This window comes from Anaerococcus jeddahensis, assembly GCF_001182725.1.
GTDB classification, from domain to species: domain Bacteria; phylum Bacillota; class Clostridia; order Tissierellales; family Peptoniphilaceae; genus Anaerococcus; species Anaerococcus jeddahensis.
Window position 1 is genome coordinate 17,419 of the sequence record NZ_CWHU01000005.1, and the last position, 22,522, is coordinate 39,940.

Sequence of the window (22,522 nt, forward strand, 5' to 3'; positions counted from 1 at the left end):
ATCAACAGTCTGACCCAAAATCTTATGATTTTGGGCTTTATTTTTTTTTGAAATTTAATTTTGGTTAAAAACAAATTTTTCTATGGCCTCACCGACTGCGCCTTGGTCGTTTGTGGCTTTGGTTGTGTATTTTGATACGTCTTTTAGTAAAAGGTGAGCATTTTGGACGGCGGCTGAAAAGCCTGCCTCTTCTAGCATTTCTTTGTCGTTGTAATTATCGCCAATTGTTAGGACATTTTCCATACTAAATCCATAATGGTCGCACAATTTTTCTAGGGCCTTGGCCTTGTTTACATTTTTTCTATTTATTTCCATAAAGGTATCAGATGAGTAGGAAATTGCAACGTCCCAATTACAAATTCTTGCTACGTCTTCTTCAAGACTCATTAGATAGTTTAGGTCGGAATTTTTTATTATTACTTTCACTATTATTTCTTTATCAAGATTTTTTATATCTTTGGCTTTTTTTACAAACTTGTAGATATTTTTATCATAAGATCCTTTCACTTCATTTCCGTTTGGAAATACATAGCAGTGTTTATCTGTATAGATTTCAAAGTGTACATTTTTTTCATTGCAATAGTCTGAAACTTCAACTGCTTTTTTGTAATCGATTGGGGATGCTTCTACAACTTTTTTTGTGATATTGTCCATTATTATTCCACCGTTACAAAGTATTGAAAATCTGTTTTCTTTTACATTGTCTATTTGGTCAAGAATATCAAAAAGTTGGTAGGGGCCGCGGCCTGTTGCTATCGAAACTATTATTCCCATTTCCTGGGATTTTTTTATGGCTTTAAGATTTCTAGGATGAATTGTTTTATCTGTCGATAAAAGCGTTTCATCACAATCTGTTGCTATTAGTTTTATCATAAATTCTCCTTTTTTTATTTTATACCCAAGTTTTTTCTTATATATAAAAAAACGTGCATTAAAAATACACGCTTAAAAATTTATTTATTTTTTTAAAAATTCGATTATATCATTTGACTCATACATATACTCTCCATCGTGGAAAAGGCATGGTACTTGTCTTTTGCCGCCGTTTTGGATTAGTTTCATCAAGGCATCTCTATTTTCGTTTATATTACAATTTCTAATTCTATATTGTTTTCTTCTAAGAAATTTTCAACTTTTCTACAGTGAGGACAAGCTGTCCCAACAAATAATTTATAATCTGACATGTATACTCCTTAAAATAAATTTCATAAATTTTACAATTTATATTATTATACTAATAGAAAGGAAGTTTTAAAGGTGGAAAGATGAAAGATAAAATTTTAAAGCTTATAAGAGTTATTCTTGTAATTGTTATTGCAGTATGCTTGGGAATTCTTGGCAGAAGAGGTTATGATTATTACAAAAATTATAAAAATAACCAACATATAGCATCTGTCATGGAAGAAGTTAAGGCAAATGATAAAAGTGGTAAAAAAATAAAAATAGAAACTTTTGCTGATAAGGAAAAGAAATTTATGGAGATTTTGAAGAAATTTCAAAAAGAAAACCCAGATGTAATTGGTTTTATTGAAATCCCTGAAACAAATATAGCTTATCCGATTTTACAAGCAAAAGATAATAATTACTATTTGAGAAAATCTTTGGATTTAAAATACGATATAGCTGGATCAATTTTTATGGATTATATGAATGACAGCAATTTTAATGATGCAAATTCTGTAATATACGGTCATTATATTCAAGAAATGGAATCAATGTTTTCAGCCCTAAAAAAATTTAGGGACCAAGATTTTGCCACAAAAAACAGAAAAATTTATATAACAACAAATGAAGGGCTTAGAGAATATGAAATTTTCTCAGTTTTCACAACCCCATCAGAATATGATTATAGGACTTTGGATTTTTCCGATATGGGCCAAAAATTAGCATATTTTGAAAAGCTTAGAGATAAAAGTGAAGTAAGTCTTAAAAATCGCGAGTTTAAAGAAGATGATACAATCATAACCCTATCAACCTGCCAATATGATTATGAAGATGAAAGACTTGCAGTTCACGCCCTAAGAGTTAGATAAGGATAAAAATGAATAGGTATATAGAAAAAAATAAAAATAAATTAAATTTAAAGAAAGAAAAGGGTCAATTGATTTTTTACCATGAATCTTTTGACCCAAAAGATATTTTTACCTGCGGCCAATGTTTTAATTTTTTTGAAGAAGAAGATGGATCATTTACTGCAGTTTTTTTGGGAAAAATTATAAATCTCAAAAAAGAAGGGGACAAGATAATAATAGACAATGTAAGTGAAGAAGAATTTTATGATATTTTTTACGATTATTTTGACCTTGGAGTAGATTATGGAAAAATCAAAGAAAAAATTTCTCTAGATGAAACTTTAAAAGAGGCAACAGAATATGGGAGAGGAATTAGGATATTAAACCAAGAATTTTTTGAAACCCTAATTTCTTTTATAATTTCAGCCAACAACCAAATCCCAAGAATTAAAAAAGCCGTAAGAATAATATCAGAAATGTATGGAGATTATATTGGAGAATATAAAGGAAGAAAATATTATTCTTTTCCGAATCCTGAACAACTATCCAAGGCAAGGCCAGAAGACTTAAGAGAAAAAGCGAGAGTTGGTTTTCGTGATAAAAGAATAGTAGAAACTTCAAAAATAATAAATGATGGATTTTTTGATTTTGAAAAAGATATAAAAATGCCGACAGAAGATTTGAGAAAAAAACTCCAAGAGCTTCCAGGAGTAGGACCAAAAGTTGCCGATTGTATAATGCTTTTTGCTTTTCACAAAAGAGAAACTTTCCCAGTTGATGTTTGGATAAAAAGAGTTATGGAATTTTTGTTTATAAAAAAAGAAGTTCCAAAAAAACAAATTTCAGCTTATGCTGACAAATATTTTGGAGAGAACGCAGGCTACGTCCAACAATATTTATTCTATTATGGCAGAGAAAACGCCATTGGTAAATAAAACTTGCATTATTTTTAATTACTCGTATATTTATATTAGATGTTAGCAGTCGAAGTTAATGAGTGCTAAAAGGAGGAAATAAAATGAACTTAAAACCAATCGGTGAAAGAGTAGTTATAAAAAAATTAGAAGCAGAAAAGAAAACCCAATCTGGCATAGTTTTACCAGAATCTGCTCAAGAAAAACCACAATATGCAGAAGTTGTTGCAATAAGCAATGATATTTTAAATGACCAAGACAAAAAAGATTCCTTAAAAGAAGGAGACAAGGTTATTTATTCCCAATATGCAGGAACTGATGTGAAAATTGACGGTGAAAATTACGTAGTATTAGCATACAAAGACGTATTAGCAGTAGTAGAATAGGAGAAAATTATGGCAAAAGATATAAATTATGGTAAAAATGCAAGAGATGGTCTTGAAAGAGGAATTGATAAATTAGCAAATGTTGTAAAAGTTACTCTTGGACCAAAAGGAAGAAATGTAGTTTTAGATAAATCTTACGGAGCACCAACAATCACAAACGATGGTGTAACAATCGCCCAAGAAATCGAACTTGAAGATAGGTTTGAAAATATGGGAGCTCAACTTGTAAAAGAAGTTGCAACAAAAACAAATGATGTAGCAGGAGATGGAACAACAACAGCAACAGTTCTTGCCCAAGCAATTATAAAAGAAGGACTAAAAAACCTAGCTGCAGGAGCAAATCCAGTAGTTTTAAATAAGGGACTAAAAAAAGCAAGCAGTGAAGTTGTTTCTTACATCAAAGAATCTTCAAAAGAAGTAGAAGATAAAAAAGCAATTGAACAAGTAGGAACAATCTCATCAGCAGATCCAGAAATTGGTAAATTTATTGCAGATGCTATGGAAAAAGTAGGAAATGATGGAGTAATCACAGTAGAAGAATCCAAAACAACAGATACCTACCTTGACGTAGTAGAAGGAATGCAATTTGACAAGGGATATTTGTCCCCATACATGGCAACTGATAATGAAAAAATGATAGCAGATTTAGAGGATCCATATATACTTGTAACAGACAAAAAAATTTCAAGTATCCAAGAAATCCTACCACTACTAGAACAAATTGTTCAATCATCAAAACCACTATTAATAATTGCAGATGATGTAGACGGAGAAGCCCTAACAACACTTGTTCTAAATAAATTAAGAGGAACCTTCAATGTAGTTGCAGTAAAAGCACCAGGCTATGGCGACAGAAGAAAAGAAATGCTTCAAGATATAGCAATTCTTACAGGCTCAAAAGTAATTTCAGAAGACTTATCAATGGAATTAAAAGAAGCTACAATAGAAGATCTTGGATCAGCTAAAAAAGTAAAAGTTGACAAAGACCACACAGTAATTGTAGAAGGAAAAGGCGACAAAGATGCCTTAGCTGAAAGAGTAGAAAAAATCAAAGGTCAAATAGAAGCAAGCGATTCAGAATACGACAAAGAAAAATTCCAAGAAAGAGTAGCAAAACTTGCAGGCGGAGTTGCAGTAATAAACGTAGGAGCTGCAACAGAAACAGAAATGCAAGATAAAAAATACAGAATCGAAGATGCCCTATCAGCAACCAGAGCAGCTGTTGAAGAAGGAATAGTTGCAGGTGGCGGAACAGTTCTAATAGAAGCAATCAAAAAAGTAGAAGCTCTAGAAGAAAAATTAGAAAATGACGAAAAAACAGGAGCAAAAATAATAGCAAAAGCCCTAGAAGCACCACTTAGACAAATTGTAGAAAATGCAGGAATGGACGGATCAGTTGTACTTGAAAATGTAAAAAAATCAGACAAAAATAACGGTTACGATGCCTACGATGATGAATACGTAAATATGTTTGAAAAAGGAATCGTAGAACCAACAAAAGTAACAAGATCAGCCCTAGAAAATGCAGTAAGCATAGCAAGTATGATTCTAACAACAGAAGCAGCAGTGGCAGACATAAAAGAAGAAAAACCAGAAATGCCACCACAAATGCCAATGGGATATTAAAAAAACGAGCCAGGATTTAATCCTGGCTTTTTTGATTGGAAAATTTAAAATTAAATAAAGAAGAAAACTCAAATTTATGGGTAGAATAATAGAAATATTTACATTTAATAATAGGAAAAATTTATGAAAAACAAATCAAAATCTTTAATAGCTTATTCACTTATAATCTTGCTGTTGATTTTTACATCATCAAGTCTTTCTTTAATTGGGATTTTTATGGGGAAAGTTGTAACTTCAATTTCAAATTTGAATTTGGGAGAATTTAAATCAAACCTTATAAAATTGGCATTTTTAGTTTTGATAAATTTTATTTCGTCAAATTTAGCTTTTAGACTTAATTATAGGATTGGGATGGAAAAATTTATTGGTTTAAAAAATGAACTTTTTAAAAAGGATTTGAAAAATAATAAGGAAATAAATATTGCAAACTACACAACTAATACTGAAAATCTTTATGCCAATCGCTTTATGGTAAAAATAAATGCCATAAACCTAGCCTTGACTATGTTTTTTGCTGTAATTTCTATTATTTATATTAATTTTAAACTCCTACCTGTCGCAATAATTGGAGCAAGCTTACCTATTTTGATGCCTTTACTTCTAGGGGAAAATATTCAAGAGAAATCCCGAAAATTTAACGAATTTTATGACTTTTATCAAAAATATATAGGGAGAAAATTAGACCAAAAAAATGAATACTTGAGATACAAGGTTGAAGATAAGCTAATTGATGAAAAAAGTAGGATTGAATTTGACCATGAAAAAAACAGGAAAGATTTAAAAAATATCAACACCTTTTCTAATATATCCTCCCAAAGTCTTGGTTCTTTTTCATATATTTTGATTTTTATATTTGGTGGTCTTCTTGCTTTTAGGGGAGAAATTGAAGTCGGTTCCATAATTTCTGTAGTGCAACTTATGAATTATATAGTTGATCCGGTTATAGCCTTATCTTCATTTATTTCTATGTATAACGAATCAAAGCCTATCTATGAAAATATTAAAAATATCTTAAATCAAAAAGAAAGGAAGAAAAAATCTTTGGACTTATCTTATCCAATAGATCTTTCTGTCAAAAATATTTCTTTTTCATACGAAAATAAAAAAATAATTGATGATTTTAATTTTGATTTTTCTTATGGAAATAAATATTTAATAAGAGGAGAATCTGGCAAGGGAAAATCAACTTTGGCAAAAATTTTATGTGGAGAAATTTCTCCTAATAAGGGAGAAATATTTCTAAATGGTGAGAATATTAAAGATTTTGATTATAGGGATTATATTCTATATGTTGACCAAAAGCCAAATATAATAGACGGGAGTTTGGAAGATAATATAAATTTTTATAGAAAGAAAAGGGACAAAAAGATTGACTTATCTGTTTTTAATATAGATAAAAAATTGAGTGATAAGATAAGTAAAAACGAGGGATTATCTGGTGGAGAGATGATGAGAATAAGCATATTAAGATCTCTTGTTGAAACAAGACCCATTATGATTTACGATGAACCAACAGCAGCCCTTGATGGAAAAAATTCAAAAGAAGTCTTGGAAAAACTTCTATCACTAGACCAAACAGTCATTATAATAACTCATAAAATTGATGAGGAAATATTGAATAAATTTGATGAAATTATAGAAATTTAAAAATGAATAGAAAACCACAAATAAGATTTACTAAGATTTCAGTAAGTCTTATTTTTTTAATGAAGGAAAACAATACCAAAAATATTTAAAAAATATGGGCCAAATATGTAAAAAAATAGACTTATATTATCAATGAAAATCCTTTATTGGAGGGAAATTAATAAAAAAATAACATTATTTAAATAATTTGAAAAGTAAATTCGAAAAAGTTATGAAAATGTTGACATGAAAATTTAAAACTGATATTATTTAGGTGATCTTAAGATCAAAATAATTCATTTCAAGGAGGAAAAATAGAAATGAAGAAACTAGGTTTATTGCCAAGACTAATTATTGCAATCATTCTAGGTATTCTAATAGGACTTGCAGGTCAAAAAGTTGACGTTTTAAGGATTTTAGTTAGAATATTAATTACTTTCAATGGTCTATTTGGCAACTTCTTAGGTTTTGTTATTCCACTAATCATTATGGGATTTGTAATTCCAGGTATAGCAGATCTAGGAGATTCAGCAGGAAAGACTCTAGCAATTACAGCAGGTATTGCATATTTGTCAACCGTTATCTTTGGAACTATTACATATTTTGTAGGTAGCGTTGTTCTTCCTAACTTTATTAAAAAGGGAGCAATTTCATTCGACCCAGAGAAAAACTCAGGAAAAGCTTTAAAGAAAATATTTGAATCACCAATGGATCCAGTATTTTCAGTTACAACAGCACTTATTATTTCATTTATCCTAGGTGTTGGTATAGCAGCTGCAAAAGCAGATGTACTTAAAAAAGCAGTTCATGAATTTTCTGATATTATTACAAAATTAATTTCAAATATCGTAATTCCATTATTGCCATTCCACATTTGTGGTATTTTTGCAAACATGGCTTATGAAGGAACTGTAGCAGTAGTATTATCAGTATTTGCAAGAGTATTTATCATGGTATTGATACTTCATTACCTAACAATCACTACACAATTTACTGTAGCAAGTTCATTTTCAGGTGGAAGTCCATTCTCAAAAATCAAGACTATGATTCCAGCTTACATGACAGCTATAGGAACACAATCATCTGCAGCAACAATCCCAGTTACACTTAACCAAACTTATAAATTAGGTGTAAACAAAGGTATAGCAGACTTTGTAATTCCACTTTGTGCAACAATCCACTTATCAGGTTCAACAATAACCCTTACATCATGTTCATTATCAATTCTTATGCTTAATGGATCAGATGTAGGATTCCAACACATGTTCCCATTCATCCTTATGCTTGGTGTTACAATGGTAGCAGCACCAGGAGTTCCAGGAGGAGCAGTAATGGCAGCATTAGGTATTCTTCAATCTATGCTTGGATTTACAGAACCTATGACAGCATTAATCATAGCATTATATGTTGCTCAAGATTCATTTGGTACAGCATGTAACATCACAGGAGATGCTGCTATAGCTTGTATCGTAAATAAAATCTCAGGATTTAAACTAGATCCAGCAGCAAATGCAGAATATATTGACGAATTAGTTAAGCAATAAAAAAGCAATAAAAAATAGAACTCTTTTGAGTTCTATTTTTGGGCTTATGATCTTAAGAGAAAGAATATGAAAATTTATTAAAAAGGAGTAATTTTTATGACAATAAAGAGAAGAAAAGTTACCATGGACGGTAACACAGCAGCAGCTCATGTTTCTTACGCTTTTAGTGAAGTTTCAGCTATCTATCCTATAACTCCATCTTCACCAATGCCAGAATTTATTGATAAATGGGCAGCAAATGAAAGATTGAATCTATTTGGAAATCCTGTATCAGTTACAGAAATGCAACACGAAGCAGGAGCAGCAGGAGCAGTACATGGATCGCTTGCAGCAGGAGCACTTACATCTACATACACAGCAAGTCAAGGACTTCTACTAATGATTCCTGATATGTACAAAATAGCAGGAGAAAGACTTCCTGCAGTTTTCCATGTAGCAGCTCGTTCTTTGTCAACATCTGCAATCAACATGTATGGCGACCATCAAGACGTAATGGCAGCAAGAGCAACAGGATTTGCTATGCTTGCAGAAGGCTCTGTTCAAGAAATTATGGACCTATCACCAGTAGCTCACCTAGCAGCTATTAAAGGAAGAGTTCCATTTGTAAATTTCTTTGATGGATTTAGAACAAGTCACGAAATTCAAAAAATTGATGTTTGGGACTATGATCAATTTGAAGATATGGTTGATTGGAAAGCTATTGATGATTTTAAGAACGATTCCTTAAATCCACATAGACCAACTATGCGTGGTGTATTTGAAAAAAGTGGATATTTCCAAAGGGCTGAAGCTCAAAATAAAGCTTATAATGCAATTCCAGAAATCGTTATTGATTATATGAATAAGGTAAATGAAAAAATAGGAACAAATTATTCATTATTTAACTATGTTGGTGCAGAAGATGCAACTGATATAATTGTAGCCATGGGTTCAGGTACTGATACAATTCAACAAACAGTAGAAGAATTAAATAAAGAAGGTAGAAAAGTAGGACTTGTAAAAGTTCATCTTTATAGACCATTCTCAACTAAACATTTACTAGAAGCGATTCCAGAAACAGTTGAAAGAATTGCAGTACTAGATAGAACAAAAGAAAAAGGATCAGCTGGAGAGCCTCTATACCTAGATGTATTAGAAGCGTTCGCAGATTCTGATAGAAATCCAAAAATAATTGCAGGAAGATATGGACTTGGACAAAAAGATACAAGACCTGCTCACTTTAAATCTGTATTTGATAATTTAGCAAAAGATGAGCCTAAAAACCACTTTACAGTTGGAATCAATGATGATGTAACTCATACATCTCTTGAAGTTGATGAAAGTTTTGTAATTTCTGACGGAAAAACAACACGTTGTATATTCTGGGGAAATGGTGGAGATGGTACAGTTGGTGCAAATAAAAATGCAATTAAAATTATCGGTGATAACACTGATATGTTTGCTCAAGGATATTTTGACTATGATGCTAAAAAATCTAATGGTCTAACAATGTCTCACTTGAGATTTTCACCAAATCCAATCAATGCTGCATACTTTATAGATGAAGCTGACTTTGTATCATGCTCACCACAAGCATATGTAAGACAATATGACCTTGTTAAAAACTTAAAAGAAGGTGGAATTTTCTTATTAAATACAATTTGGTCAGAAGAAGAGCTCGAAGAACATATTCCAAATTACCTATTAAAAGAAATTGCAGATAAAAATATTAAATTTTACACAGTAAATGCTTCAAAAATAGCTCAAGAAGTAGGCCTTGGACACAGAACAAACATGGTTATCCAAACAGCTTTCTTCATCCTATCAGAAGTTTTACCAATAGAAGATGCTATAAAATATCTAAAAGCTTCTATTGAAAAATCTTATGGTATGAAGGGTCAAGATATTGTTGACATGAACAACAAGGCAGTTGACCGTGCAAGTGAAGAATTACAAAAAATAAATGTCAAGGAAGAATGGAAAAACCTAGAAGATGATAGAGAAAATGAAAATGAAAATGAACCAGACTTTATCAAAAATATGGTTAGACCAATTATAAACTTAAAAGAAGATGACCTACCAGTATCAACTTATTTACCTTATGATGATGGTCAATATATGGCAGGTACATCTAGATATGAAAAACGTGGTATAGCTTTATTTGTTCCAGAATGGAATATAGATAATTGTATCCAATGTAACCAATGCTCATATATTTGTCCACACGCTACAATTAGACCATTTTTAGTAAATGAAGAACAAAAAGCTAAAGCACCAGAAGGATTTGAAACTAAAAAAGCTATAGGCAAGGGACTTGAAGGATACGAATTTAGAATCCAAGTTTCACCATATGATTGTATGGGATGTGGAAACTGTGTTGACGTATGTCCAGCTCCAAAAAAAGCCTTAGCTATGAAAGCAATTGATGAACAAATTGAAAAACAAGCCGATAATTGGGTATTTGCTCACGAAGAAGTTGGATATAAAGACGATGAAATCGCCCCAACAAATGTTAAAAATTCACAATTTAGCCAACCATTACTTGAATTCTCAGGTGCATGTGCAGGCTGTGGAGAAACACCTTATGCAAAATTAATCACTCAACTTTACGGTGATCATCAAATTATTTCAAACGCAACAGGATGTTCATCAATCTGGGGATCATCAGTTCCATCAATGCCATATTGCACAAATAAAAATGGAGAAGGTCCAGCTTGGGCATCATCCTTGTTTGAAGATGCAGCAGAATATGGTTATGGTATGCTTCTTGCAACAAAATCAAACAAATTCTTACTAGAAACTCTAATGAAAAAATTCTTAGAATTAAAAGTTTCTACACCTCTAAACGATGCATTCAACGAATGGTTAGAAAATAATGATGATTTTGAAGAAAGCAAGAAAGCAGCTATAAAAATTGAATCATTAATAGCAAATGAAACTGACAATGAAGAAGCTAATAAGATTATTGAAAGAATTAAAAATCTAAAAGATTATTTAGTTAAAAAATCTGTTTGGATTTATGGTGGAGACGGTTGGGCTTATGATATAGGATTTTCTGGAGTAGACCATGTTCTTGCAAGTGGCGATGATATTAATATAATCGTATTTGATACAGAAGTTTACTCAAATACAGGTGGACAAAGCTCAAAGGCAACTCCTCTTGCAGCTGTAGCAAAATTTGCAGCAAGTGGTAAAAAAGTTAGAAAGAAAGACCTTGGTTTAATGATGACAACTTATGGTTATGTTTATGTTGCACAAGTTGCAATGGGAGCAAACCAAGCTCAAACTCTAAAAGCAATAAAAGAAGCAGAATCCTACCACGGCCCATCACTAATAATTGCTTACGCTCCATGTATAAACCACGGACTAAAAGCAGGAATGGGCAAGACTCAAAGAAGAGAAAAAGAAGCTGTAGCAAGTGGATATTGGCACTTATGGAGATTCAACCCACTTCTTAAAGAAGAAGGCAAGAATCCATTTGTTCTAGATTCAAAAGATCCTACAGAATCTTTCCAAGAATTCCTACAAGGTGAAGTAAGATACGCATCCCTTAAAAAAGCTTTCCCAGAAGATGCAGATAGATTATATGCAGAAGCTGAAGAAGCTGCAAAAGAAAGATTAGAATCTTACAAAAAAATGGAAAATAAATAAAAAAATTAAATCCTAAAAATAGCATATGAATCACTAAGTGTTTTATAAAACCAGGCTTATATAAGTCTGGTTTTTATTTTAAAAATAAATTTTGAAAAAATTTTAAAAATTTATGCAAAAATTTAATATTTTCTATACTTTTTTATTTCATATTTTTAATGTATAATTAAAAAACGAGGTAAAAATATAGTAAGCGCCAGATCCCTTTGGGATGACGAGGAATGGAGTTATCGAAAATTCGGCGGGTGCTCCAAAGCTTTCACAGGCTCAGTATTTAACAAAAATAAGAAGCAATTCTTATGACAAAGAAAATAAAGTGATACCTCTAAAATTTAATATTAGGAGGATACTATGTGCGGAATAGTATGTTATACGGGAAGGCTAAATGCTAGAGAAATTATTATGGATGGTCTTGAAAGGCTTGAGTATAGGGGTTACGATTCGGCGGGAATCTCCCTTATCGATCAGGGTTTAATTAAAACTGTCAAAAAAAGCGGTAAGGTTAAAGTTTTAAAAGATGAGCTTTCAAAAAATCCAATCGAGGGGAATATTGGGATTGGCCATATTAGATGGGCAACTCACGGGGGCCCTTCAGATATAAATTCTCACCCACATCTTTCAAATAATGGAAAAATTTCTGTAGTTCACAATGGAATTATTGAAAATTATAATGAGCTAAAAGAAAATCTCAAAAAGGAAGGATATAGCTTTAAGTCTGATACTGACACAGAAGTTATTGCAGTTTTGATTGAAAAATATTACCAAGGTGATATTTTAGAAGCTGTAAAAAAAGCAAAAAATGATTTGAGAGGATCTTTTGCCCTTGGAATTTTGTGCCAAGATGAAAGTGATAGACTTATAGTTTTAAGAGAGGAAAGTCCTCTTGTTTTGGGAATAACAGATGAGGGAATCCTTGCAGCAAGCGACCTTCCTTCAATAATAAAATATACAAAAGATGTAATTTATCTTGAAAATGGAGATTTGGTTGATATTAAGGGCGAATCTTTCACAATTTATGACAGAAATTTCCAAAAAATCCAAAGAGAAATTTCAAAAGTTGATTTTTCTTTTGAAGATTCAACCAAGGAAGGCTTTGATCATTTTATGATTAAAGAAATTTTTGACCAACCAAAGGCTATTGCGGATACAATCAGATTTAAAATGACTGGTGATAGGGTTGATTTTAAGGAAAATTCATTTTCTCTTGATGAGATTAAAAATTTCAAGAAAATCTATATAGTTGCTTGTGGAACTGCCTATCATGCTGGTCTTGTTGGGGCATACGCCTTGGAAAAATTTGCAAAAATTCCTGTAATTTGCGACATAGCAAGTGAATTTAGGTACAATGATCCCTTTATTGATGAAAATACTTTGATAATTTTGGTAAGCCAATCTGGAGAAACTGCTGATACACTTGCAGCCTTAAGACTTGGTAAGAAAAAAGGTGCAAAGACTTTGGTTTTGACAAATGTTGTAGCTTCATCTCTTGATAGGGAAGCTGATAAAACAATTTATTGTTACGCAGGACCAGAAATTGCAGTTGCATCAACCAAGGCCTACACAACTCAAATTATTTCTTTATATATGCTTGCCCTAGATTTTTCATTAAAACTTAAAACTATAAGCGAAGAAAAATACAAGGAAATAATTTCAGAAATGAAAAAAATTCCTGAAAAAATTAAGGAAATTTTAGATGAGAGCGAAAAAATAAAGACTTACGCAAAAGATATAAAAGATTTTGATTCAATGTTTTATATAGGTCGTGGCCTTGATTATAAGTCTGTAATTGAAGGGTCTTTAAAATTAAAAGAAGTTTCATACATTCATTCAGAAGCCTTGGCAGCTGGAGAATTAAAACACGGAACCATTGCCTTAATTGAAAAAGGAACACCGGTTGTTGTAGTTGCAAGTCAAGAAAATATAATGGAAAAAACCATATCAAATGTAAAAGAAATTATCTCAAGAGGGGCAAATATCTTCTCGATTTCAAAAAAAGATGACCATTTGAAAGAAATTTCCAACTTTAATTTCGAACTTCCACAGACAATTGATCCACTTTATCCAGTTTTATCTGTCATTCCTCAACAAATTTTGGCATATTATGTTTCTTGTGCAAAAGGACTTGATGTTGATAAGCCTAGAAATTTAGCGAAATCAGTAACGGTAGAATAACTTGCACAAATAATTAAATACAGTATATTATAAATGAATTTATTTTACCAAAACCATTAGAAGCCTTAGGGCTTCTCAGAACTGTTGACAAACTCAATTTACACCCATTTCGAGCGAACGTAGTGAGTCGAGAAATCTCATGAGATCTCTCCATGCGTTCGTTCCACTCGCTTAGTCGAGATGGGTTAGAGCTTAATTTAATTTTAATTTTGTTAAGATTTATTAAATTAAAGTTTGTCTGCAATCTTGAGAAGCCTTAGGGCTTCTTTTTTATTTTTATTTTTTAAAAAAATCCCCAATAAATTATTTTTAATATTTATAAGTAAAAGCCTGAAATTTACAGGATTTTATTTATAATATGCTAAATTAATTAATAAAAATTAAAAAAATACTTGACAGGATTTTTAATTGATTGTATTATTGATTTATCAAATAGATTAAAAACAAACCAGATAAAGAGAAGAGTAGTCGTATGGATTATTTTACAGAGAGCCCTGTTAAGCTGAGAGGGGTAAATAAAAAGTATGGTGAAGATGGTCTCAGATGGGATAGGTCGATATTTAGACTTATACGGGAACTCCCGTTATAGAGTTAGGATATGGTAGTATCTGAAGTGGCATTTTTTAGTGCAAAAAAGGTGGTAACGCGGAAAATTTTCGTCCTTATTGTAGTTTATCTACAGTAAGGACTTTTTTATTTGTTTAAATTTAGAAAAGAAAGGTTTTTGAAATGACAAATATAAGTACAGAAGAGATAAAAAATTTGGTAAAGGAAAATTTAGATTTTGCCAAAAAAATTAAAAATTATCTTCATGAACATCCAGAGCTTTCAAGCAAGGAATTTGAAACTCGTAAATTTCTAATAGATGAGTGTAAAAAACTTGGCTTAGAAACCCAAGAAGTTGAAAATTCTACAGGCTTTGTGGCAATTCTTGATACAAAAAAACAAGGTAAAATCTTGGGACTAAGAACTGATATAGATGCTCTTCCAATTTTGGAAAATGAAGAAAATTTAAGGGGCAAAAAAGAAGTTGTATCAAAAAATCAAGGCGTAATGCATGCTTGTGGCCACGATTTTCATATGGCTCTTGCTCTTACAAGTGCAAAAATTCTAAGTGATCTTAAAGAAAAATTAAATGGAAAATTTTATTTTATTTTTGAAGAAGGCGAGGAAACAGGAGCTGGAATCCATGCTATGATAGAATCTTTAAAAAATATAAAATTTGATGCAATTTATGGAAACCACGTTGATACAGAAATTCCAACAGGAAAAATTGCTATTTCCAAAGGAAAAGTTTACGCAGGTTGTGCTGGGGTTGATTTTGATGTAATCGGCAAAGGCGGCCATGGTTCAAGACCTGACTTGTTAATTTCTCCAATAAATGCCCTAGTTGCTATTATAAATAACCTAAACCAAACTTGGGCAAGTGGCCTTGATCCAAAGAAAATTGTAACTTTAGGAATCGGGTCAATAAATGCAGGTTTTGCTTCAAATGTTATTCCTGATAAGGCGAATTTAAAGGCGACTTTGAGATTTTTTGAAGATGAGGTTGGAGAAAAAGCCTTGGAAAAATTGAAAGATGTTGCTAAAAAAACTGCAAGTATTTATGACTGCAAGGTTAAATTTAATGATTACACAAGAGTGGTTGCCTATCCGGTTTCAAATGATGAAAATCTTTCAGAATTTGCGAGATCTTCTTTGGAAGAAATTTTACCAAATGCAAGAGTTGATGAAGAAGTTTCTTTTGGATCTGAATCATTTTATGGATATGGAAAAATTGCTCCAAGTGTTTTTGCAAAAATCGGTGTAAAAAACGAAGAAAAAGGATATGGAGCTGGAGCTCACACTGAAAAATTTGATGTTGACAACGACGGTCTTTATTATGGACTAGCTTGTGCTTTAAATTTTTTAATAAATTTTGATAGAAAAGGAAGATAAGATGATTGAACTAAAAAATATTAGCGTAGACTTTGATGGTTTCAAGGCAGTCGATAGAGTTAATCTTAAAATTGAAAAGGCGGATGCCTTTGGTATAGTTGGATTTTCCGGAGCTGGAAAATCAACTCTTGTAAGATGTATCAATCTTTTGCAAAAACCATCTGAGGGAGAGGTTTTAATAAAAGGAGAAAATCTTTTGGACTTGTCACAAAAAGATTTGAGAAAAAGACGTAAAAAAATCGGGATGATTTTCCAACACTTTAATCTTTTGAATAACCTTTCAGTAATTGATAATGTAATTTTTCCTATAAGAAAGGAAAATCTTTCAAAAGAAGAAAAAATTAAAAAGGCTCAAAAACTTTTGGACTTAGTTGGAATTGGTGATAAGGCTGACTCTTTCCCAAGAGAATTATCAGGTGGTCAAAAGCAAAGATGTGCCATAGCAAGGGCTCTTGCTTCAGATCCAGAAATTTTACTTTGTGATGAGGCAACAAGTGCTCTTGATCCAAAAACAACCAAGCAAATTTTAAAACTTTTGGGAGAGATTAAAGAGAAAATTGGAATAACAATTGTAATAATCACCCACCAAATGGAAGTTGTAAAAGATCTTTGCAATAAGGTTGCTGTAATGCAAGATGGAAAAGTTATTGAAGAAGGATCAACCCTTGAAATATTTTCAAATCCAAAACACAAACTTACAAAAGATTTTGTAGAAACTTCAACAAATGTAAATCAAACTCTTGAGGAAGTTAAAAACAATCTGGGAGTTTTGAAAAAAGATGAATTTTTGGTAAAACTTTCCTATGTTGGAGAGTCAACAACAGAACCTGTAATAAATGAAATTTATGAGAAATTTAAGGTCAAGACAAATGTTTTGGCAGGAAATATTGAATTTATTACAAATGTTCCAGTTGGAAATCTTATAGTAACCTTCAAGGATGAAGGAGAAAATATCGACAAGGCTATTGAATATTTGATAGCGGGTGGAACTAATGTACAAATTTTAGGAGATAGTAATGGAATACTTTAATTATGCACTTTCAATAAAAGATAGAATTTTTGAAGATATAGGCCTTACATTTTATATGCTATTTTTATCAGCCATATTTTCAGGAATTTTTGGACTAATAATAGGAGTAATACTGGTAGTTACAAACGATGGAGGAATTTTGGAAAACAAAAAAGTTTATAGCATTTTGGATAAGATAACAAATCTTTTCCGTGCGGTTCCTTTCATAATCTTACTTGCAGTAATAAGTCCTTTGACAAATTTAATTGTAGGAACAAGAATTGGACCAACAGCTGCAATAGTTCCCTTAGTTTTTTCTTGCGTGCCTTTTTTTGCAAAGCAAGTTGAACAAGCTCTTGCAGAAGTTGATCTGGGAGTAATAGAAGCTGCGGAAGCTATGGGAAATTCACCATTTGAAATTATAACAGCAGTTTATTTAAGAGAAGGCTTACCATCACTTGTAAGAGCCTCAGCCATAACCTTAATTTCACTTTTGGGACTTACTGCAATGGCTGGAACAATCGGAGCAGGAGGAATAGGAAATCTTGCTATAGCAGTCGGATACAACAGATACAAAAACGATGTAGTTATTATATCGGTAATAGTTATTTTGATCATTGTCTATGCCATCCAAGGCATTGCCAATTTAATCATAAAAAAAACATCACATTAAAAATATTAGGAGGAAAATGATGAAAAACTTAAAGAAAATTGCCCTAGGATTGTCACTTGTACTAACTTTAACAGGATGTGGAAATAAGAAGAATGATACAAATTCAAATTCTTCCCCATCAAATCAAGCAAAAACTGAAGACAGATTTGCTGATGCTAAAGTAATTAAAATTGGAGTTTGTGGAGAAAAGAATGAAGTTTTAGAAGATATTGCAAAAAGATTTGAAAAAGATACAGGAAAGAAAATAGAAATTGTACCATTTTCAGATTACAACCAACCAAACGAAGCTTTAAAATCTGGAGATATTGACTTAAATGCCTTCCAACACAAAAAATTCTTGGAAGATTATAACAAATCTCACAAAACAGATATAGTTGCAGTTGGAGATACACTACTTGCTCCAATGGGAATTTATTCTGACAAAATTAAAGATGTAAAAGAGATAAAAGACGGAGACAAAATTGCAATTCCAAACGACCCAACAAACGGAGCAAGAGCCCTTTTCCTACTTCAATCAGCAGGCTTACTTGAGCTTGAAGGAAAAGAAGGAGATGCAATAACTCTTGATAATATCAAGAAAAATCCAAAAAATCTAGAAATAATTGAACTTGATGCAAGCCAAACAGCAAGAAATCTTACAGAAGTTGCAGCATCAGTTATAAATTCTGGAGTAGCAGTAGATGCAGGATTTGTTCCAACAGAAGATGCAATCTATCTTGAAGATAAGGATGATCCAGCAAAAGCAATCTATGTAAACATAATTGCAGCAAGAAAAGAAGATAAAGATTCAAAAACTATAGAAAACTTTATTAAGAATTATTATCAAACAGATGAAACTAAAAAATTAGTAGAAAAAGAAACGAAAGGTTCAGAAATTCCAGCTTGGAAATAAATATAAAAAATTAAGGAGATAAAAAATGAAAAAATTAGGAAAAATAGCTTTAGGACTTGCCCTACTTGTAGGACTTAGCTCATGTGGAAACAAGGAAGCTAATAGAAACACATCAAATTCAAATTCAAATTCAAATGAAAATCCAAAAGGTAAACAAACTATTAAAATTGGAGTTGTTGGAGAATATAACGACGTATTAAACGAAGTTATAAAAAGATATAAAGACAAAACAGGAAATGATGTTAAGCTTGTAGTATTTTCAGACTACAACCAACCAAACGAAGCATTAGAATCTGGAGACATTGATTTAAATGCTTACCAACACAAAAAATATCTAGAAGAATACAACAAAGATCACAAAACAGACCTTGTTTCAATAGGAAATACAATGCTTGCACCTCTTGGAATTTATTCAAAAAAATACAAATCATTGGACGAAGTAAAGGAAAATGATGAAGTAGTAATTCCAAACGATGCATCAAACGGAGCAAGAGCCCTATTCTTATTACAAGATGCAGGACTTATTAAAGTAAAAGGTGACAAGGGATCATCTGTTACAGTTGATGATATAACAGAAAATTCAAAAAATCTAAAAATTACAGAAGTTGACGCAAGTCAAACAGCAAGAAATCTAGATTCAGCTGCCATTGCAGTTGTAAATGATACTTTCGCTCTTGATTCAAAAATTGCAACTGAATATCCAGCTTTAAAATTTGAAGAATCAAAAGTAGACGACTCCAACCCTTATGTGAATATAATTGTAGCTAAAAAAGATAGAAAAGACGACAAAGTTTTAAATGATTTTGTTAAAAATTACTATCAAACAGATCAAACCAAAAAAGACTATGAAAAATTCACAGGAGGAGCATGGGTTCCAGCTTGGTAAAAAATTAAATACGACCCCCTTAAATATATAGGCTATGAGTTTTGCTCATAGCTTTTTTATATTTAAAATTAATAAAATTTCACCAATTTAAATAAAAACTATTTTAATGTATAATAAATGTATGAGAATAGCAGAAATTAAAGATTTAGATGAAATAATGATAATTATAAATGACGGGAAAAAAGCTTTGAAAAAAGATGGAATTGACCAATGGCAAAATGGGCTTCCTGATAGGGAGGGGATTTTAGAAAATATTTTGACAGGTGAAAGTTTTGTATATGAGGAAAATGGAGAAATTTTATCTTTTGCTTATTTGAAAAAGGATTATGAAGAAGATTATAGGGGAATTGAAAAGGATTTTAAAAATCATGGTCCCTATCTTACAATTCACAGGCTAAGTGTAAGAGAAAGTGCAAAGAAAAAAGGAGTTGCCAAGAAGTTTTTTGATGAAATTATAGGATATGGAAAAAATTTAAAAATGGAGGCAATAAGAATTGACACCCATCCAGATAATTTTAAAATGCAAAATTTAATTAAAAAATTTTCTTTTGAAAAAATTGGAATTTGTACGGTTGATGATAAAATTAGAAGATCTGAAAGATTTGTTTATGAGTTGATTTTATGATAAATGAAAAACAAAGAATAATAATTGATGATGCTAGACTTCCGGCTGCGGTTCTTGCAGGTCCTGGGACTGGAAAAACTTATACAATTGTAAAAAAAATAATTTCTTTGATAAAAAATGATGGGATTAGTCCCAATAAAATTCTTGTTACAACCTTTACCAAAAAGGCTGCGAATGAACTGATTGAAAGGGTTGAGTCAAGTCTTAAAAAAGAAAAAATAGAGGCGGACACATCCAATATGCTAATTGGAAATTTTCATTCCCTTGCCCTTTCTTTTTTGAAAGAATACAAGTCTTTTGGGCAAAATATTTTTGATCCTTTGGTTATTGATTCCTATCTTGAGGGATATTTGATTGAAAAGAATATGGGGATTTTTGAAAATATTCCAAACTTTTCAAAATTTATTTCCTACAACGAAGTTGGGCAAATTCAAGGGATTTTTGAAAGTATTACAAATAATTTGGTTGATTTAAATGACCTTAGAAATTCTGAAAATCCTCGTGATAATTTTGCTCTTGAAATTTATTTAAAATGGGCAAATTTTCTTGACCAAAATAAGCTTATAAATTACCAATTGATTTTAAAAAAATTCTACGACCTATTAAATGATTCAGTCTATGGGAAAAAAATCAGAGATAGGATAGATTTTGTAATAATTGATGAGTACCAAGATACAAATACCATCCAAGAAGAAATTACTTTTGGCCTTTGTAAGGGGAAAAATCTCATTGTTTTTGGAGATGATGACCAGGCTCTTTATTCATTTAGGGGAGCAAGTCCCCAAAATTTGAGAGATTTTGACAAGGCTTGTAAGAAAAATTTAAAAAAAGAGGCGAATTTTTATAACTTGGATATAAATTATAGGTCAAACCAAGAAATTATCGATAAGTCCAAGGATTTTCTTGTAAATTCAAAGGCTTTCGAACTTGAAAAAATTAAAAAATTAAGGTCCTACCATGGAGAAAAAAATGAAAATTCTTTGGTAAGGGCTAGGGCAAATGAATATGAAAATATTGAAAATATAGTAAAATTTTTGAATAAAAAAATAAATTTAAACCAAATCGCCTTTCTCTTTCCATCATTAAATGGAGACTATCCAAAGTCCTTGCAAACTTATTTTGAAAATCATGGGATAAATGTCTTAAATAAATCTTCAAAATTGTTTTTCAAAAGAAGGGAAACAAGGCTTTGCCTTTTTGTGATTTTATCAATTTTTTCAAAAAAACCAAAAAAACTTACAGGGTCAAATCCCGACAAGTACAAGTGGACCCAAGAGACAAATTTTAAAAAATATATAGGTGGGATTTTTGACGATGAGGAATTTACAAAAAACCAAGAATTAAATGCCTATATAAAGGAAGAAAAATTAAAGTTAAATGAAAATAAGTCTTATACAGAAATTTTATATAAGGCTTTTGGTCTTGAAATTTTTAGGGAGCTTTTGGATAAAAGTCTAGAAGATCAAAATTCTATAAGAGAGCTTTCAAATATAGGAAAATTCACATCGATCCTTTCAGATTTTACAAATCTTTGCGGTTTTGATATTAATTTTTATAATAAGTCTGTTGACTTAATTTATGGCTATATTTTTTATCTTTTTAAAAATTCTGCCATAAGCGAATTTGAAAATTTTGATAGTCCAAAAAATTCAGTAATTTTTTCAACAATCCATCAAGCAAAAGGCCTTGAATATGATGTTGTCTTTGTTTCAAGTCTGTATGATAATCCAAGAAGAGATAGGTCTGCCTTTAGTCCAAAGCTTGAAGGCAAAAAAGAAAGTGATTTTCTAAAAAATTTCTACAGAAAATATTACACAGCCTTTACCAGGGCAAAAAATCTTTTGGTTGTTTTGGACAATTCAGAAAATTCCTACATGAAATCTTTCACATCAAGTTTAAATTCATCTTCGATTTTAAAAACAATTGATTTTAAATTTAAAGACCAAGATATAAAAAAAGAAATTTTGGCATACACAACGGATATTTCAATTTACAAGTCTTGTCCTTTAAAATATAAATTTATAAGATTATTGGAGTTTAGAAAAGAAAAAACCAAGTCCTTGGATTTTGGTTCAAAAGTCCACAGCCTTGCAGAATATCTTACAAATCTAAAAAAAGAAAATATTTCTTATGATACAATAAATGAATTTATAAAAGAAAACAAGGAATTTCAAAGACCTATAGCAAATTTTATAAATAGAAATTTCCCAATAAAAGAATCTGAAATGAACATAAAACTTGACAGAAATTTTTATATACTGCAAGGAAATATCGATATAATCCTTGAAAATGGGAGTATTATTGACATAAAAACTGGAAAAGTCCATGAAGATAATCTTCTTTCCTACAAAAATCAGCTACTTACTTACTACAATTTGTTAGTCTATAATAATAAAAAAGTGGACAAGATGTTTTTATATTTTATAGAAGAAGATAAGCTTTTAGAAGTTAAAAACTCAAATTTTGATATGAAATATATAGATGAAATAGGAAAGAATATAGTAGAAAAAAATATAGAAGTAAGGACAGAAGACAAAAAAGAATGCAAATTCTGTCCGATGGCATATTTTTGTGGAAGAACTTGATTAA

Annotated in this window: 16 protein-coding genes, 1 pseudogene and 1 other annotated feature; of the genes and pseudogenes, 15 read left to right on the top strand and 2 right to left on the bottom strand. The window is 31.1% G+C overall.

The window, feature by feature from the left end:
- Positions 1 to 54 precede the first annotated feature (54 nt).
- On the bottom strand, positions 55 to 873 hold the full coding sequence (locus BN2087_RS03150) for a Cof-type HAD-IIB family hydrolase (RefSeq protein ID WP_049690430.1): 819 nt from the start codon (positions 871 to 873) through the stop codon (positions 55 to 57).
- Positions 874 to 957: 84 nt separating this feature from the next.
- A pseudogene (locus tag BN2087_RS03155) lies at positions 958 to 1,184 on the bottom strand (glutaredoxin family protein).
- Positions 1,185 to 1,265: 81 nt separating this feature from the next.
- Here BN2087_RS03155 and srtB point away from each other — a divergent pair.
- The 15 genes from srtB to BN2087_RS03230 all read left to right on the top strand — a co-directional run bounded on the left by srtB (position 1,266) and on the right by BN2087_RS03230 (position 22,518).
- The gene (gene srtB, locus BN2087_RS03160; RefSeq protein WP_049690431.1) at positions 1,266 to 2,033 is read left to right on the top strand and encodes a class B sortase; all 768 of its coding nucleotides are present in this window, start codon (positions 1,266 to 1,268) and stop codon (positions 2,031 to 2,033) included.
- Between the two features lie 8 nt (positions 2,034 to 2,041).
- Positions 2,042 to 2,947: a DNA-3-methyladenine glycosylase family protein gene (locus tag BN2087_RS03165; RefSeq protein ID WP_049690432.1), complete on the top strand. Its 906-nt coding sequence runs from the start codon at positions 2,042 to 2,044 to the stop codon at positions 2,945 to 2,947.
- A gap of 83 nt (positions 2,948 to 3,030) precedes the next feature.
- Entirely contained in the window at positions 3,031 to 3,312 is a 282-nt protein-coding gene (locus BN2087_RS03170; protein ID WP_004816894.1) for a co-chaperone GroES, read from the top strand.
- A 9-nt stretch (positions 3,313 to 3,321) separates the two neighbouring features.
- Positions 3,322 to 4,938 carry a chaperonin GroEL gene (gene groL, locus BN2087_RS03175; RefSeq protein WP_049690433.1) on the top strand — a complete coding sequence of 539 codons (1,617 nt, stop codon included), beginning with the start codon at positions 3,322 to 3,324 and terminating at the stop codon, positions 4,936 to 4,938.
- A gap of 123 nt (positions 4,939 to 5,061) precedes the next feature.
- On the top strand, positions 5,062 to 6,585 hold the full coding sequence (locus BN2087_RS09185) for an ATP-binding cassette domain-containing protein (RefSeq protein WP_148485516.1): 1,524 nt from the start codon (positions 5,062 to 5,064) through the stop codon (positions 6,583 to 6,585).
- 299 nt (positions 6,586 to 6,884) lie between these two features.
- Complete coding sequence (locus BN2087_RS03185; protein WP_049690434.1) at positions 6,885 to 8,108, top strand: dicarboxylate/amino acid:cation symporter; 1,224 nt, start codon at positions 6,885 to 6,887, stop codon at positions 8,106 to 8,108.
- 96 nt (positions 8,109 to 8,204) lie between these two features.
- The gene (gene nifJ / locus BN2087_RS03190; protein WP_049690435.1) at positions 8,205 to 11,738 is read left to right on the top strand and encodes a pyruvate:ferredoxin (flavodoxin) oxidoreductase; all 3,534 of its coding nucleotides are present in this window, start codon (positions 8,205 to 8,207) and stop codon (positions 11,736 to 11,738) included.
- Between the two features lie 351 nt (positions 11,739 to 12,089).
- The gene (glmS, locus tag BN2087_RS03195) at positions 12,090 to 13,910 is read left to right on the top strand and encodes a glutamine--fructose-6-phosphate transaminase (isomerizing) (RefSeq protein WP_049690436.1); all 1,821 of its coding nucleotides are present in this window, start codon (positions 12,090 to 12,092) and stop codon (positions 13,908 to 13,910) included.
- 443 nt (positions 13,911 to 14,353) lie between these two features.
- Positions 14,354 to 14,577 (top strand) — a binding site (T-box leader).
- A 62-nt stretch (positions 14,578 to 14,639) separates the two neighbouring features.
- The gene (locus tag BN2087_RS03200; RefSeq protein ID WP_082144171.1) at positions 14,640 to 15,848 is read left to right on the top strand and encodes a M20 metallopeptidase family protein; all 1,209 of its coding nucleotides are present in this window, start codon (positions 14,640 to 14,642) and stop codon (positions 15,846 to 15,848) included.
- 1 nt (position 15,849) lies between these two features.
- The gene (locus tag BN2087_RS03205) at positions 15,850 to 16,878 is read left to right on the top strand and encodes a methionine ABC transporter ATP-binding protein (protein WP_049690437.1); all 1,029 of its coding nucleotides are present in this window, start codon (positions 15,850 to 15,852) and stop codon (positions 16,876 to 16,878) included.
- A complete protein-coding gene (locus tag BN2087_RS03210; protein ID WP_049690438.1) occupies positions 16,865 to 17,530 on the top strand; it encodes a methionine ABC transporter permease in 666 nt (221 codons plus the stop codon). Before BN2087_RS03205 ends, BN2087_RS03210 begins: the two co-directional genes overlap by 14 nt.
- A 19-nt stretch (positions 17,531 to 17,549) precedes the next feature.
- A complete protein-coding gene (locus tag BN2087_RS03215; RefSeq protein WP_049690439.1) occupies positions 17,550 to 18,422 on the top strand; it encodes a MetQ/NlpA family ABC transporter substrate-binding protein in 873 nt (290 codons plus the stop codon).
- A gap of 25 nt (positions 18,423 to 18,447) precedes the next feature.
- Positions 18,448 to 19,308 (top strand): MetQ/NlpA family ABC transporter substrate-binding protein, encoded by an 861-nt coding sequence (locus tag BN2087_RS03220; RefSeq protein WP_049690440.1) that lies wholly within the window; start codon positions 18,448 to 18,450, stop codon positions 19,306 to 19,308.
- Between the two features lie 121 nt (positions 19,309 to 19,429).
- Positions 19,430 to 19,933: a GNAT family N-acetyltransferase gene (locus BN2087_RS03225; RefSeq protein WP_245190783.1), complete on the top strand. Its 504-nt coding sequence runs from the start codon at positions 19,430 to 19,432 to the stop codon at positions 19,931 to 19,933.
- Positions 19,930 to 22,518: an ATP-dependent DNA helicase gene (locus tag BN2087_RS03230; RefSeq protein ID WP_049690442.1), complete on the top strand. Its 2,589-nt coding sequence runs from the start codon at positions 19,930 to 19,932 to the stop codon at positions 22,516 to 22,518. The genes BN2087_RS03225 and BN2087_RS03230 overlap by 4 nt, the downstream gene beginning before the upstream one ends.
- The last annotated feature ends 4 nt before the right edge of the window (positions 22,519 to 22,522 follow it).